The following is a 15,532-nucleotide window of genomic DNA, read 5'->3' as shown; positions in this document are numbered from 1 at the left end:
GCTAAAAGCAGGTCGCGTACACCGCAACGATTCAGATTTTCAGAAGTCCAGGCAAGGCCGCCGCGAGACCCTCGCCTTTTTGGAGCACCGCACCATGACGCTTGCAGTCCAGTTCACCAACGTTTCCCGTCAGTTCGGCGAAGTGAAGGCCGTTGACCGGGTTTCCATCGATATCCAGGACGGCGAGTTCTTTTCCATGCTGGGCCCTTCCGGTTCGGGCAAAACCACCTGTCTGCGCCTGATCGCCGGTTTCGAACAACCGAGTGCAGGCTCTATCCGTATTCACGGCGAAGAGGCCGCCGGGCTGCCGCCGTATCAGCGTGACGTGAACACCGTGTTCCAGGATTACGCGCTGTTCCCGCACATGAACGTACTCGACAACGTCGCCTACGGTTTGAAAGTCAAAGGCGTCGGCAAAACCGAACGCCAGAGACGCGCCGAAGAAGCCCTCGACATGGTCGCCCTCGGCGGCTACGGCGAGCGCAAACCGGTGCAACTGTCCGGCGGTCAACGCCAGCGTGTGGCCCTGGCCCGCGCCCTGGTCAATCGGCCGCGTGTGCTGCTGCTCGATGAACCGTTGGGCGCGCTCGACTTGAAGCTGCGCGAGCAAATGCAGGGTGAACTGAAGAAGCTGCAACGCCAGCTCGGCATCACCTTCATCTTCGTCACCCACGACCAGACCGAAGCGCTGTCGATGTCGGATCGTGTGGCGGTGTTCAACAAGGGACGCATCGAGCAGGTCGATACCCCGCGCAACCTCTACATGAAACCGGCTACAACCTTCGTCGCCGAATTCGTCGGCACCTCCAACGTGATTCGCGGCGATCTGGCGAAACAACTGAGCGGCAATCCACAGCCGTTTTCGATTCGCCCGGAACATGTGCGTTTCGCCGAAGGGCCGCTGGCCAGTCATGAAATCGAAGTCAGCGGTTTGCTCCATGACATTCAGTACCAGGGCAGCGCCACGCGCTATGAACTGAAACTGGAAAACGGCCAGACCCTGAACATCAGCCAGGCCAACGTCCAGTGGCTGGACGTCAGCGCGCAACATCAGACCGGACAACGCATCAGCGCACGCTGGGCACGGGAAGCGATGATCCCGCTGCACGACAACGTTGTCGGCGGGGTGTGAGATGAACAGCGTGGCTATCCCTCAAACCCCGACCGGCGGCTCGCCGTTGCGCAGGTTTTCCAACCTGCTGTATCGCCGGCCGAATTTTTACCTGTCGCTGCTGCTGGTACCGCCGCTGCTGTGGTTCGGCGCGATCTATCTCGGCTCGCTGCTGGTGCTGCTGTGGCAAGGTTTCTACACCTTCGATGACTTCACCATGGCGGTCACGCCCGACCTGACCCTGGCGAACTTCGCTGCCCTGTTCCAGCCGTCGAACTTCGACATCATCCTGCGCACCTTGAGCATGGCCATCGTTGTGTCGATCGCCAGCGCCATCGTCGCGTTCCCGATCGCCTACTACATGGCGCGCTACACCACCGGCAAAACCAAGGCGTTTTTCTACATCGCGGTGATGATGCCGATGTGGGCCAGTTACATCGTCAAGGCGTATGCCTGGACCTTGCTGTTGGCCAAGGGCGGCGTGGCGCAGTGGTTCGTCCAGCACCTTGGATTGGAGCCGGTTTTGCAGTTCATTCTGGGCATTCCGGGTGTCGGCGGCAGCACCTTGTCGACCTCGCACCTGGGCCGGTTCATGGTGTTCGTCTACATCTGGCTGCCGTTCATGATCCTGCCGATCCAAGCCTCGCTGGAACGTCTGCCACCCTCGTTGCTGCAAGCCTCGGCCGACCTCGGCGCCAAGCCACGCCAGACCTTCATGCAAGTGACTCTGCCGCTGTCGATTCCGGGCATCGCGGCCGGTTCGATCTTCACCTTTTCGCTAACCCTGGGCGACTTCATCGTGCCGCAACTGGTGGGCCCGCCGGGCTACTTCGTCGGCAGCATGGTGTACGCCCAGCAAGGCGCGATCGGCAACATGCCGATGGCCGCGGCCTTCACGTTGGTGCCGATTGTGTTGATCGCCATTTACCTGACTATCGTGAAACGACTGGGGGCCTTCGATGCGCTCTAAAAAACAAAGGCCAGAAACGCACGGGGAGAAAGCCTCGCTCGGCCTGCGCATCGCAGCGTGGGGCGGGTTGGTATTTCTGCACTTTCCGATCCTGATCATCTTCCTGTACGCCTTCAACACCGAAGATGCGGCGTTCAGTTTTCCACCCAAGGGATTCACCCTGAAGTGGATCGGCGTGGCGTTCTCGCGGCCCGACGTACTGGAAGCGATCAAGCTGTCGCTGCAAATCGCTTCCGTCGCGACGTTGATTGCGCTGGTCCTCGGTACGCTGGCATCGGCGGCGTTGTACCGGCGGGATTTCTTCGGCAAGCAAGGCATCTCACTGATGCTGATCCTGCCGATTGCCTTGCCGGGGATCATCACCGGTATCGCCTTGCTGGCGACCTTCAAGACGCTGGGCATCGAGCCGGGGATGTTCACCATCATCGTCGGTCACGCGACCTTCTGTGTGGTGATCGTCTACAACAACGTCATCGCCCGCTTGCGTCGCACTTCTCACAGTTTGATCGAGGCTTCGATGGACCTCGGCGCCGATGGCTGGCAGACCTTCCGCTACATCGTCCTGCCGAACCTCGGCTCGGCGTTGCTGGCCGGCGGCATGTTGGCGTTTGCCCTGTCGTTCGACGAAATCATCGTCACCACCTTCACCGCCGGCCATGAACGCACCCTGCCGCTGTGGCTGCTCAACCAGCTCAGCCGCCCACGGGACGTGCCGGTGACCAACGTCGTCGCGATGCTGGTGATGATGGTGACCATGCTGCCGATCCTCGGCGCCTATTACCTGACCCGTGGCGGTGAGAGCGTTGCGGGCAGTGGCGGGAAATAACGAACAACGATTACTCCCTATAGGAACCGGCTCTAATGTGGGAGCGAGCCTGCTCGCGAAGAGGCCATCTCATCCAACATTGATGTGGGCTGACACACCGCATTCGCGAGCAGGCTCGCTCCCACATTTGAACCGGTTCCTACAGAGAAAAAACAACACTTTCGAAGAGGACAAAGCCATGCAAACCAAACTCTTGATCAATGGCCAACTGATCGACGGCGAAGGCCCCGCCCAACCGGTGTTCAACCCGGCCCTCGGTCGTGTGTTGGTGGAAATCAACGAAGCCAGCGAAGCCCAGGTCGATGCCGCCGTGCGTGCTGCCGACAGCGCCTTCGAAGGCTGGTCGCAAACCACGCCGAAAGAACGTTCGCTGCTGCTGCTCAAACTCGCCGACGCCATCGAAGCCCACGGCGAAGAGCTGGCCAAACTGGAATCGGACAACTGCGGCAAGCCTTACAACGCCGCGCTGAACGACGAGATCCCGGCAATTGCCGACGTGTTCCGTTTCTTCGCCGGCGCCAGCCGTTGCATGAGCGGTTCGGCGGGCGGTGAATACTTGCCGGGCCACACTTCCATGATCCGGCGCGACCCGGTCGGCGTGATCGCGTCCATCGCACCGTGGAACTACCCGCTGATGATGGTCGCCTGGAAAATCGCCCCGGCCCTTGCGGCGGGTAATACCGTGGTGCTCAAGCCGTCGGAACAAACCCCGCTGACCGCGCTGCGTCTGGCGGAACTGGCGTCGGAAATCTTCCCGGCCGGCGTACTTAACCTGGTGTTCGGTCGTGGTCCTACGGTCGGCAGCCCATTGGTCACACACCCGAAAGTGCGCATGGTCTCGTTGACCGGTTCGATCGCCACCGGTTCGAACATCATTTCCAGCACCGCCGACAGCGTCAAACGCATGCACATGGAACTGGGCGGCAAGGCCCCGGTGATCATCTTCGATGACGCCGACATCGACGCCGCCGTGGAAGGCATTCGCACCTTCGGCTTCTACAACGCCGGCCAGGACTGCACCGCCGCCTGCCGCATCTACGCGCAGGAAGGCATCTACGACAAATTCGTCGAGAAGCTCGGCGAAGCGGTCAGCAGCATCAAGTACGGTGTGCAGGATGATCCGTCGACCGAGCTCGGCCCGTTGATCACCGCGCAACATCGCGACCGCGTGGCCGGGTTTGTCGAGCGTGCCTTGGCGCAGCCGCATATCCGATTGATCACCGGCGGCAAGGCTGTTGAAGGCAATGGCTTCTTCTTCGAACCCACGGTGTTGGCCGACGCGCAACAGGACGACGAAATCGTCCGTCGCGAAGTGTTCGGGCCGGTGGTGTCGGTGACCAAATTCGCCGATGAAGCACAGGTTCTGGGCTGGGCCAACGATTCGAACTACGGCCTGGCGTCGTCGGTCTGGACCTCGGACGTCGGTCGTGCGCATCGCTTGTCCGCACGCTTGCAGTACGGCTGCACCTGGGTGAATACGCACTTCATGCTGGTCAGCGAAATGCCGCACGGCGGTCAGAAACTGTCCGGTTATGGCAAGGACATGTCCATGTACGGGCTGGAGGACTACACCGTCGTTCGGCATGTGATGTTCAAGCACTAAAAGCATCGCGAGCAGGCTCGCTCCCACAGGTTCACCGCAGTCTCTGTGGGAGCGAGCCTGCTCGCGAAGGTGTCACCCCGATATCAAGGAAGAAACCGGCACTAAGTACCACCCAGGTTCCACCCCAAAGAAGCCAAAACAATAACCACCGATCCGGGCAGCGCCGTCATGGCCCTGTCACGGTTTCGGACATCCGAAATCTGCCGATTTTCCGGAGTTAACACACCATGAGTGCATCACCCGAACTCTCCGCAGCCGTTGCCGACAGCGACGCCGAGCAACTGCGCAAGCTGGGTTACACCTCGAACTTCAATCGCAGCATGAGCCTGTGGGAAAACTTCGCCCTGGGCTTCACTTATCTCTCTCCGGTCGTAGGGGTTTATACCCTGTTCGGCCTGTGCCTCGCCGCCGGTGGGCCGCCGATGTTCTGGGCTTATTTGCTGGTCGGATGCGGCCAGTTGCTGGTGTGCCTGATCTTCGGTGAAGTGGTCTCGCAGTTCCCGATTTCCGGTGGCGTGTACCCGTGGGCTCGTCGCTTGGTGGGCAAGCGCTGGGCGTGGATGGTCGGCTGGATCTACTCCATCGCCCTGTGTGTCACCATTGCCGCCGTTGCGGTGGGCGCCGGTCCGTACCTGGCCGCCATGATGGGCTTTGAACCGAGCAACTACACCAACATCGTCATCGCACTGTTCCTGACGTTGTTCGCCACCCTGGTCAACCTCAGTGGCACCAAGGTGCTGGCACGGATCGCCATGTTCGGCTTCGTTTGCGAACTGGTCGGTGCGGTGATCGTCGGCGTTTATTTGCTGATCTTCGAACGTCATCAATCGATCAGTGTGTTGTTCAACACCTTCGATATCAGCGTCGACGGCTCGTACTTGCCGGCATTTCTCACCGCATCCCTGGCGGGGATGTTCCTGTATTACGGCTTCGAGGCCTGCGGCGATGTGGCCGAAGAAACCCCGAACCCAAGCAAGCAGATCCCGGTGGCCATGCGCATGACCATCTACATCGGCGGCATCGCGGCGATGTTCGCCTGCCTGGCGCTGATTCTCGCGGTGCCAGACATGCAAGCCGTCATCAATGGCACCGACAAGGACCCGGTGACCACCATCCTCAACAACGCCTTCGGCCCGGTCGGTTCGAAAGTGGTGATGGGCGTGGTGATGATTTCCTTCGTCTCCTGCGTCATCAGCCTGCAAGCCGCGGCGAGTCGTCTGCTGTATTCCTACGCTCGGGATGAAATGGTCGTCGGCAGCTCACTGCTGAAGAAGATTTCCCCTACGACTCAGGTTCCGGTTGCGGCACTGTTCGTGTCCGGCGTCCTGCCGGCGCTGATCATTGTGCTGGGCTTCTTCCTGCAAGATGCGGTGGCCACCATCGTCAGCTTCGCGGCCATTGGTATCTACCTGGCGTTCCAGATGATCGTGCTCGCGGCGCTTTACGCGCGCATGAAAGGCTGGAAACCGAGCGGCAAATTCACCCTCGGCGCCTGGGGTTGGGCGGTGAACATCTGCGCGCTGGTGTATGGCGTCGGCGCAATCATCAACATGGCCTGGCCGCGCACGCCGGATGCTGCGTGGTACATCAACTACGCGATGGTGTTGAGTACAGCGATCGTGATTGGTTTGGGGCTGGTTTACATGTGGCTGGCCAAGCCGTATGACCATGGGACTGCGCCTGCGGGGGATGCTTGGAAGGTTAGTCGGTAATGTAAATTGCACTTCGATCAACACCCTGCCCGCAGCGATGCGGACAGGATTCATGGTGCTAGATCGGCTGCGGCTTGGAGAGAGCTTCGAATTCATCCATCAGCAAATGGATCTCAGTGCTGGGGTTGGGATCGCCGCTAATAGCAACGTCCTCAAGAATCTTGGGCGCCAATATTCTCGCCTTTTGGAACGGCTCGCCGAGGAGTTGAGCGAAATAGCTAATGTCTTTGCCCTTCTCATATTTTTCCATATTGGGCTTTTCTCTGAGGCTTTTCGCAACGAGGTCACCTGGCGAGTTTTTGCCCGCAGCAGCAAATGGCTTCCTGTTGTAGCCAAAGTGCAGCAGTAACCAAAATTCGAAACATGGAAAGGATGCTATAACTTTTATTTTTGGATGAGGTTTCGCTAGATCGATCGCTCTGTCGAAGCAGAGATGAGTATCGCGGTCCAACGCACAAAAAACCTTATCAAAGCTTTTTTGCCGCGCAATTGCTCTCTCAACAATGCCGCTCGGATGAGTTACTCCACAGTGAGCAATCTCAACTTGCGCATTTGCACGAAAGTGAATCGCCGCATCTTCGAGATACCGCTTTCCAGACTTACTATCCTCACAAAGAATCAGTACTTTTGGCTGAGGCTTAAAACGAGACTCTTTGCGACCAAACGAACTTGCTGTACGCCCCATTATCATCGCCTCCGAATCAGCGGCAACCCACGATAACGGCCTTCAAAGTAACGTTTTTCGACGTCCTCCCCCTCGCGCCCTACAAAATCATGCACAGAAAAAAGATTGGTTGCGCCATTTGCATCACGCTCTGTTATCCAGAACTGATCGCGGCGAAGTATTTTGGCATTCATCAGGTGTGTGTCATGCGTGGTAAAAATAAGTTGCGCATGTATCCCACTTTCCAAATGTTTCTCGATCAAATCAGCGACTATCTCCGGATGTAAGCTACTATCCAGTTCATCAACGGCTAAAACACTGCTCTTGTACTGTTGACTAAGGCTCATCGTGCTCCAAGGCAACCAGAACCCAATTAAATTCTTAGTCCCTCCTGACTCTTCCGAAAATTCGAACTCCGCCTCTCCCAGCTGGCTTGAATGTGTCAATTTAACGGCATTCTCAAGCCTTTCTGTATAGTCACTTACTTCGGGAGTTTCTAGATCTGCTTGAAGAAGCGATTTTTCTTCCTCATCCAATCTTATTTTAGAGACAGGAATATCTACTTCTTGTAAAAAGCCTTCCAACTCAGTAGTTAGATCATTAACTCGATTTAACACATTCATGGAGGCTCGCGACCAACCTCGCATTGCGTCTTGACCGATAACTAAGAGACCAGTATTGAACCATTGAAATGGTTTCCTTAACTGAGTCAAATCCTCGCTACTATTAGCGACCGCTTGAGAAATAAATAAAGCCTTGGGACTTGTTAATCGCTGCCATGCTTTGTGAACCTCTTTACCGCCCTCAAGGCCTTCGCCAAAAACATAGCTTTCTTTTCCATCGGAAAAAGATCGCTCATATAACAAGCTCTCCTTCCCCTTCGGATAGGAAATCATTTTCTCATAAATCACACGCTTATCTGTAAGCTCAATAACGAACTGGTAACGCATTTGCTGCTGTATGAAATTATACTCAAAACGACTAGGTTCTTCTTTTAACGCCAAATCAAATCGGAACGGTTTAACTGGTAGCGGATAATCATTTACATTAGGCACTCGCCTAATCAAGTTACATACAACCTCCATCGCTTGCAACAAAGATGATTTCCCAGACGCATTGGGGCCATAAATAGCAGCCACTTTTAGCAGATCTGGAAATTTTTCCCCGTCGACTAATGCTTTCGTTACATTTCGCTTCTTACTGAGGCGGGGTGTTGCCACCATGGATAGCGTTTGTTTTTCACGAAAAGAACGGAAATTAGAAACTGAAAATTCGATCAACATGTGGAAAACCTGCACTTCGTGCCAAAAATTTAACTGAATATAGCTAATTTACAGTCGAAGTGCAGTTTTTTTACAAGTCGTCTAGGCATTAAAAATCTTACAGACTCTTCCCTCCGCTCAAAACACCAATTCCTACAACAAGCGGCGCCAGAGTAGGCTTGGCGCCGCGAGCACCTGAACGATAGGCTTTACCTCGTCGCTGCCAAATCAGCGACCCGGGGTCGAAGCCGGAACACTATCAACACGGCGCAACCGCGCTCCTCTGAGTGGCGGCTCCCTTTTCAACTTGGAGTCGAAAAATGCTTACGCACACACCAAATCCGTTTGAAATCCATCCGCATTTCACCCCAACCATCTTCACCCGCCACAACCGCTTCCTCCACGCCTTCATGCAGGACAACCAAGCCTGGTTCTGCGTCCAGGATCTCGGTCGCTTGATGGGCCGCCCGATGGACCAACGCCTCACCCTGAAACTTGATCCGGACCAGCGTCGATACGTCTGGCTGCTCAAGAACGGCAAAACAGTCGAATCACTGATGGTCAGCGAATCAGGGATGTATGCCCTTCTGGTGCACCATTTCGTCCCGGAAAACCGAAACCTGCGCCAATGGCTGAGCAACGAAGTCATACCTTCGCTGCGTGAGTCGAAAGCGACATCTGTGGATAACATTCCAAGCCTGAGTTCGTTGCAGTGGGCCGGGATCTCGGTGCCGCTGCTGCATTGGCAGCATCAGGCCTGGATCAAGTGGCGGGACATGCCTGATCTGATGCAGGCACAACGGCCGTTCAAGATCGTAGGCACTTGCAGTTGAAGGTAGAGTGAAAAAATGAAAAAGGGGCAGACTTCACAGTCCGCCCCTTTGGTTAGTCAGCTCCTCAAATCTCCCGGTCTCCCCCCAAAGCATCAATCCTCACCTCGCAACATCGGCTGCCTGCCTAACGTCAGTCAATTAAGAAGATCTCAGCAGATACACGCTCTTTGTAGCAGCCTGCGTTCGGCTGCGCAGCAGACGTGAAATCAGCTTGCGCGGTGCTTCAGGAAGACCGTGTGCTCAGGTGTTACGACTGCTGCGCAGCCGAACGCAGGCTTCGCCAGCTGCTACAGACCGCGTTGGTATCAGGCCTCCTATGGCGCTTAGAATTGGCCACGACAACACGTCACGGCCAAATCCCCGCCTCCTCAAAACCGCGAAACACTCCTCATCGCCTCCACCAGATACCGCATCGCAATCTGGTCGCTTTCCGACAGCTCCCGATAGCGCTCCAACAACTTCATCTCGTCCGAACTGACCCGACGCCTTCGGCGCACAGTGGTCAGGCAAGGAAGGATTCCCAGCAACTGGGTGATGCCTTGTACTTTCGTCATGGACGATGTCCTTCTATAAGCCCGAGAAAACTTCAAAAACCGCATCGCCCTCTCCTTTTTGTAGTCGCCGGCCTGAAGGGCAGTGGTCGGTCATGAACACAGAATAGGAACTATCGCGGCGCTGAAAAGCGATTTTTAGAGTAATTAGTCAAAAAAAGCAGAAATGCCCTATAAATCAGAAAGTACTGTCGGAAACTTAACCGACATTTCTTGTTTCATTGCCACGAAGCCAAAGTGCTACCAATCATTTTTTCTCCGCGACCGAACGGTTTAAGCTATTTGTTATCTGTTTAATGTCCGTTGCGTTTGGCCGAAGGCATGTCCGAACCTTTATTTTTGATCCAGCACGTGCCAGGAACGGCGCGGGATTGTTCACGACAGGTTGAACTTATGCACCGCAGGAATTTGCTCAAAGCGTCCATGGCCATCGCTGCCTACACCGGATTATCAGCCACCGGCCTGCTGGCTTCCCGGGCCTGGGCCGGTACCGGCGCGGCGGATGGCGAGGCTCAGGCGTTCGACTTCGAAGCGCTGAAGATCCAGGCCAAGCAGCTCGCCGGCAATCGCTATCAGGACACCAAGCAGGTGCTTCCCCCGACCCTGGCGACCATGACACCGCAAAACTTCAACGCGATCCGCTACGACGGCAACCATTCGCTGTGGAATGACCTCAACGGTCAGCTGGATGTGCAGTTTTTCCACGTGGGCATGGGGTTCAAGCAGCCGGTGCGCATGTACAGCGTCGATCCCAAGACGCGTCAGGCGCGGGAGGTGCATTTCCGCCCGTCCCTGTTCAACTATGAAAAAACCACGGTCGATACCAAACAGCTCACGGGCGACCTGGGGTTTTCCGGGTTCAAGCTGTTCAAGGCCCCGGAGCTGGACCAGCACGACGTGCTGTCCTTCCTCGGCGCCAGCTATTTCCGTGCGGTCGATGCCTCAGGCCAGTACGGTCTGTCGGCACGCGGCCTGGCGATCGATACCTATGCCAAGAAGCGTGAAGAATTCCCGGACTTCACCAAGTTCTGGTTCGAGACGCCCGACAAGGACAGCACCCGCTTCGTGGTCTACGCCCTGCTGGACTCGCCGAGCGCCACCGGTGCCTACCGTTTCGACATCGACTGTCAGGCCAGCCAGGTCGTCATGGGCATCGATGCCCACATCAATGCGCGCACTGCCATCGAACAACTGGGCATCTCGCCGATGACCAGCATGTTCAGCTGCGGCACCCATGAACGGCGCATGTGCGACACGATTCACCCGCAAATCCACGACTCTGATCGCCTGGCCATGTGGCGCGGCAACGGCGAGTGGATCTGCCGCCCGCTGAACAACCCGGCCACCCTGCAATTCAATGCCTTCGCCGACACCGACCCGAAAGGTTTCGGCCTGGTGCAGACCGATCATGAGTTCGACAGCTATCAAGACACCGTCGACTGGTACAGCAAGCGTCCGAGCCTGTGGGTAGAACCTACGACCGCGTGGGGCGAAGGCTCTATCGATCTGATGGAAATTCCTACGACTGGCGAAACCCTGGATAACATCGTCGCCTTCTGGACCCCGAAAAAACCGGTCGCGGCCGGCGACTCACTGAACTACGGCTACAAGCTGTACTGGAGCGCACTACCGCCGGTCAGCACGCCGTTGGCGCGGGTCAACGCCACTCGTTCTGGCATGGGCGGCTTCATCGAAGGCTGGGCCCCCGGCGAGCATTACCCGGAGGTTTGGGCTCGACGGTTTGCCGTGGACTTCACCGGTGGCGGTCTGGACCGCCTGCCGGAAGGTGCGGCGATCGAGCCGGTGGTCACGTGCTCGAATGGGCAGGTCAAGGATTTCAACGTGCTGGTGCTGGATGACATCAAGGGTTACCGCATTACCTTTGACTGGTACCCGACCAATGACAGCGTGGAGCCGGTGGAGCTGCGGTTGTTCATTCGCACCAATGATCGGACGTTGAGTGAGACCTGGTTGTACCAGTATTTCCCGCCAGCACCGGACAAGCGTAAGTACACCTGAGGGTAATTGGGTGTCTTGGCTGGCCCCATCGCGAGCAGGCTCGCTCCCACAGGTGATCTTTGTCGGACACAAAATTGGTGTCTCATGGAGATCCAATGTGGGAGCGAGCCTGCTCGCGATGACGCCAGGCCAGACAATAAAAGTCCCGGCCCAGAAACGCAAAAGCCCCGGTCAATTCGACCGGGGCTTTTTGGTTTTACAGCGTCAATCAGTCGCGCAAATCCGACTCATGAATCGGCTGTTCACGATGGGTGGCCCGCTGATACTGCGCCGGCCAGATGGCCTTGCGTCCACCCAGGTCATCATCGGCATGCAGCGGCCAGTACGGATCACGCAACAGCTCACGGGCGAGAAAGATGATGTCAGCCTGGCAGGTGCGCAGAATGTGCTCGGCCTGTGCCGGCTCGGTGATCATGCCTACCGTGCCGGTGGCAATACCTGACTCTTTGCGCACACGTTCGGCGAAACGGGTTTGATAACCGGGACCTGTCGGAATCTCGGCATTGGCCGCCGTACCGCCCGACGAGACGTCAATCAGGTCTACGCCCAACGCGTGGAGGCGTCGCGCCAGCTCCACGGTTTCATCGGGATTCCAGCCGTCTTCCACCCAATCGGTGGCCGACACCCGCACAAACAGCGGTAGCTCTTCAGGCCACACCGCACGCACCGCTTCGGTGACTTGCAGCACCAGCCGGATTCGATTCTCGAACGAACCACCATATTGATCGCGCCGCTGATTGCTCAGGGGCGAAAGAAACTGATGCAACAGGTAACCGTGGGCAGCGTGTATTTCCACCACTTTGAAACCGGCGGTCAGCGCTCGCTGGGCCGAAGCGACAAAGGCCTGAATGATTTCAGCGATCTCGCCATCATCGAGCTGCTTGGGATGTGTGTGTTGCGGGTCGAAAGCAATCGGCGATGGGCCCACCGGGATCCAGCCACCGTCTTCAGGTTTGACGCTGCCATGTTTACCGATCCACGGCCGATGGGTGCTGGCCTTACGCCCGGCGTGCGCCAACTGAATGCCGGCCACAGCGCCTTGAGCCGCAATGAAGCGAGTGATGCGTTGCAACGGTTCTATCTGTTCATCGTTCCACAGGCCGAGGTCCTCGGCGGTGATGCGCCCGTCGGCCGTGACTGCCGTGGCTTCGGTAAACACCAGGCCGGCGCCGCCGACAGCACGGCTGCCGAGGTGGACCAGGTGCCAGTCATTGGCCAGTCCATCAACGCTGGAGTACTGGCACATCGGCGACACCGCAATGCGGTTGAGCAGGGTCAATTGGCGAAGGGTATAGGGTTCAAGCAGCAGACTCATGGGGCACCTCTCGAATCAGTGGGCAGGCTCCAGGGTTCTGTTTGAAAAGTCGACGAGTGACAGGAAAAAGGTGCAGCACCCGCCCCCGCGGGTAAAAAATTCGACAAGACGTCACAAGGATAATCAAGCAGTGCTTAGAGACTAGTCGACATCGGGGGATCAGGGAGGGTTCCGAGGGATTCGGTGTGAGGCAAATCGCTTTCGTGAGCAGGCTCGCTCCCACAGGGTTTGCGCAAATCCTGTGGGAGCGAGCCTGCTCGCGAAGGGTTCAACGCGGTTCGATGTGGGCAATCATCAACTGCACCGTCTCGTTGCCACGAAACTCGTTGAGGTCGAGTTTGTAGGCCAATTCCACCCACTTGATGGTCGGGTTCGGCCAGATGTCGCGGTCGATTCCGAAGGCAATGCCATCCAGCTTCACCGAGCCGCATTCACTCTTCAGCACCACTTTGAGGTGCCGCTCGCCGACCACTCGCTGCTCGACCAACTGGAACACGCCGTGGAACAGCGGCTCCGGGAAATGTTGCCCCCAAGGACCGGCATGGCGCAGGGCACGGGCCAGTTCCAAGTGGAATTCCTCGACCGCCAACGTGCCGTCCGACAGCAATCGCCCGGTCAGGTCTTCTTCGCGCAATTGCCTACGCACTTCCGCGTCAAAGGCTTCGGCGAACAACGGAAAATTCGCTTCCGGCAGCGTCAGGCCGGCGGCCATCGCATGGCCGCCGTATTTGCTGATCAGATTCGGGTGTTGCGCCGCCACCACGCTCAACGCGTCGCGAATATGAAAACCCTGAACCGAACGCCCCGAGCCCTTGAGCAAGCCATCGCCGGCATCGGCAAAGGCAATGGTCGGGCGGAAATAGCGTTCTTTCATACGCGAAGCGAGGATTCCGATGACACCCTGGTGCCACTCGGGATCGAACAGGCACAAGCCGAACGGCATCGACTCGACCGGCAGATCCTTCAGTTGAGCCAGCGCTTCACGCTGCATGCCCTGCTCAATGGATTTACGGTCCTGGTTCATGCCGTCGAGCTGAGCGGCCATTTCACGCGCCAGACCAGCGTCTTCGGTGAGCAGGCATTCGATGCCCAGGCTCATGTCATCCAGACGCCCCGCCGCGTTCAGACGCGGGCCAACAATGAAACCCAGGTCGGTAGAGGTGATGCGCGTGTGGTCACGCTTGGCGACTTCGAGGATCGCCTTGATCCCCGGCCGAGCACGCCCGGCGCGAATCCGCTCCAGGCCTTGGTGCACCAGAATCCGGTTGTTGGCATCCAGCGGTACCACGTCGGCGACGCTGCCCAGGGCCACAAGGTCCAGCAGCTCGCCGATGTTCGGCTGCGGCTTGCTCTCGTACCAACCGAGGCTGCGCAAACGCGCACGCAGAGCCATCAACACGTAGAAAATCACCCCGACGCCGGCCAGTGCCTTGCTCGGAAACTCGCAACCCGGCTGGTTCGGATTGACGATGGCATCGGCCAGCGGCAACTCGTCACCGGGCAAGTGGTGGTCGGTGACCAGCACCTGGAGCCCGGCCATTTTCGCCGCTGCCACGCCTTCAACGCTGGAGATACCGTTGTCCACAGTGATCAGCAACTGGGGTGTACGGGTCAGCGCCACTTCAACGATTTCCGGCGTCAGGCCGTAGCCATACTCGAACCGGTTCGGCACCAAGTAGTCGACGTGCGCCGCGCCCAGCAGGCGCAAGCCCAACATGCCCACGGTGCTGGCCGTCGCGCCATCGGCGTCGAAGTCACCGACGATCAGAATCCGCTGACGCTGCTCCAGCGCCGTCACCAGCAAATCCACCGCCGCATCGATGCCTTTGAGCTGCTGGAATGGAATCAACCGCGCCAGGCTCTTGTCCAGTTCAGCCTCGGACAGCACGCCCCGCGCCGCGTACAGACGGGTCAGCAGCGGCGGCAGATCACCGAGGAATGGCAGGGTGTCGGGCAACAGGCGGGGTTCGATGCGCATGGGGTGACAGGTGCTTCTCTTGGGTACGTAGGATAAAACCGGATAACGCGGACCAGCAGCGAATAATCAGCCGCGCTCGCCGCTCAGCCACTGCAACTGGACTTCGTGCTGACCACGGTCGTCGGTGACGAAAATCGTTCCTTCGCTGATCATCACGTCCCACTTGATAACCCGGGGCATGTCTTTGGCCAGGGTTTCCAGCACTTCCTGCGGAACAGCAGCGATGTGCACGTTTTTCAGGTTTTTGATCGCCGGGATCACTTTGGTCTCCCAGACGCGCAGGCTGCCGTAAGCCAGCAGGCTGGTGCGCTCGGTGCGACGAGAGCACCACGTCAGGCGATCGGCGTCTGGCTGGCCGACCTCGATCCAGTGCAGAACACGGTCGTCCAGGCTCTTTTCCCACAGGGCAGGTTCGTCCACGTCTGACAGACCGCGACCGAACGACAACTGCTCGTTGTACCAAAAGGCGTAGGCCAGCAGCCGCACGGTCATACGCTCTTCGGTCTCCGAAGGGTGACGGGCGATGGTCTGCTTCACGCTCTCGTAGACGCTGCGGTCGAGGTCGGTAAGGTTCAGTTCAAACTTGTAGGTCGTGGACGGCTGGGCCATGAACGGGCTTCTTGATACGGGGAAAGGCGGCAAGTCTAACCGATGCGGTAGGCAATCCACGAATTGAAGGCGATCAACC

13 protein-coding genes are annotated in these 15,532 nt (G+C 57.8%); 7 read left to right on the top strand and 6 right to left on the bottom strand.

Annotated features, from left to right (window positions below; all coding sequences use genetic code 11):
* The first annotated feature begins 94 nt into the window (after positions 1-94).
* The 5 genes from JFU47_RS23035 to JFU47_RS23015 all read left to right on the top strand — a co-directional run bounded on the left by JFU47_RS23035 (position 95) and on the right by JFU47_RS23015 (position 6,222).
* On the top strand, positions 95-1,132 hold the full coding sequence (locus JFU47_RS23035; protein WP_140677720.1) for an ABC transporter ATP-binding protein: 1,038 nt from the start codon (positions 95-97) through the stop codon (positions 1,130-1,132).
* 1 nt (position 1,133) lies between these two features.
* Positions 1,134-2,081: an ABC transporter permease gene (locus tag JFU47_RS23030; RefSeq protein WP_201185875.1), complete on the top strand. Its 948-nt coding sequence runs from the start codon at positions 1,134-1,136 to the stop codon at positions 2,079-2,081.
* Positions 2,071-2,907, top strand: a complete 837-nt coding sequence (locus JFU47_RS23025; RefSeq protein WP_129441525.1) for an ABC transporter permease — start codon at positions 2,071-2,073, stop codon at positions 2,905-2,907. Before JFU47_RS23030 ends, JFU47_RS23025 begins: the two co-directional genes overlap by 11 nt.
* Before the next feature lie 178 nt (positions 2,908-3,085).
* A complete protein-coding gene (locus JFU47_RS23020; RefSeq protein WP_201185873.1) occupies positions 3,086-4,510 on the top strand; it encodes a gamma-aminobutyraldehyde dehydrogenase in 1,425 nt (474 codons plus the stop codon).
* 227 nt (positions 4,511-4,737) lie between these two features.
* Entirely contained in the window at positions 4,738-6,222 is a 1,485-nt protein-coding gene (locus tag JFU47_RS23015) for an APC family permease (protein ID WP_201185871.1), read from the top strand.
* Positions 6,223-6,280: 58 nt separating this feature from the next.
* Here JFU47_RS23015 and JFU47_RS23010 read toward each other — a convergent pair whose 3' ends face one another.
* Positions 6,281-6,907: an RloB family protein gene (locus JFU47_RS23010; protein WP_201185869.1), complete on the bottom strand. Its 627-nt coding sequence runs from the start codon at positions 6,905-6,907 to the stop codon at positions 6,281-6,283.
* 2 nt (positions 6,908-6,909) lie between these two features.
* Entirely contained in the window at positions 6,910-8,169 is a 1,260-nt protein-coding gene (locus JFU47_RS23005) for an AAA family ATPase (RefSeq protein ID WP_201185867.1), read from the bottom strand.
* A gap of 299 nt (positions 8,170-8,468) precedes the next feature.
* On the opposite strand from JFU47_RS23005, the gene JFU47_RS23000 reads away from it, so the two are divergent.
* Positions 8,469-8,981, top strand: a complete 513-nt coding sequence (locus tag JFU47_RS23000; protein WP_201185866.1) for a BRO-N domain-containing protein — start codon at positions 8,469-8,471, stop codon at positions 8,979-8,981.
* 368 nt (positions 8,982-9,349) lie between these two features.
* Here the strand turns inward: JFU47_RS23000 and JFU47_RS22995 are convergent, their stop codons facing one another.
* On the bottom strand, positions 9,350-9,535 hold the full coding sequence (locus JFU47_RS22995; protein ID WP_123365929.1) for a hypothetical protein: 186 nt from the start codon (positions 9,533-9,535) through the stop codon (positions 9,350-9,352).
* A 390-nt stretch (positions 9,536-9,925) separates the two neighbouring features.
* On the opposite strand from JFU47_RS22995, the gene JFU47_RS22990 reads away from it, so the two are divergent.
* On the top strand, positions 9,926-11,551 hold the full coding sequence (locus tag JFU47_RS22990) for a glucan biosynthesis protein D (RefSeq protein ID WP_123365755.1): 1,626 nt from the start codon (positions 9,926-9,928) through the stop codon (positions 11,549-11,551).
* A 208-nt stretch (positions 11,552-11,759) separates the two neighbouring features.
* Here JFU47_RS22990 and JFU47_RS22985 read toward each other — a convergent pair whose 3' ends face one another.
* From JFU47_RS22985 to JFU47_RS22975, 3 genes are all read right to left on the bottom strand, one after another.
* Positions 11,760-12,866, bottom strand: coding sequence for an NADH:flavin oxidoreductase/NADH oxidase (locus JFU47_RS22985; RefSeq protein WP_201185864.1), 1,107 nt, complete (start codon positions 12,864-12,866; stop codon positions 11,760-11,762).
* 268 nt (positions 12,867-13,134) lie between these two features.
* Positions 13,135-14,844: a single-stranded-DNA-specific exonuclease RecJ gene (gene recJ, locus JFU47_RS22980; RefSeq protein WP_201185862.1), complete on the bottom strand. Its 1,710-nt coding sequence runs from the start codon at positions 14,842-14,844 to the stop codon at positions 13,135-13,137.
* Positions 14,845-14,910: 66 nt separating this feature from the next.
* Positions 14,911-15,453, bottom strand: a complete 543-nt coding sequence (locus JFU47_RS22975; RefSeq protein WP_007897614.1) for a YaeQ family protein — start codon at positions 15,451-15,453, stop codon at positions 14,911-14,913.
* Positions 15,454-15,532: the final 79 nt, after the last annotated feature.

Source organism: Pseudomonas sp. TH39(2020) (genome assembly GCF_016650715.1).
Lineage (GTDB): Bacteria > Pseudomonadota > Gammaproteobacteria > Pseudomonadales > Pseudomonadaceae > Aquipseudomonas > Aquipseudomonas mandelii_C.
Note: the sequence above shows the minus strand (reverse complement) of the source record. Positions and strands in the feature narration are given on the sequence as shown.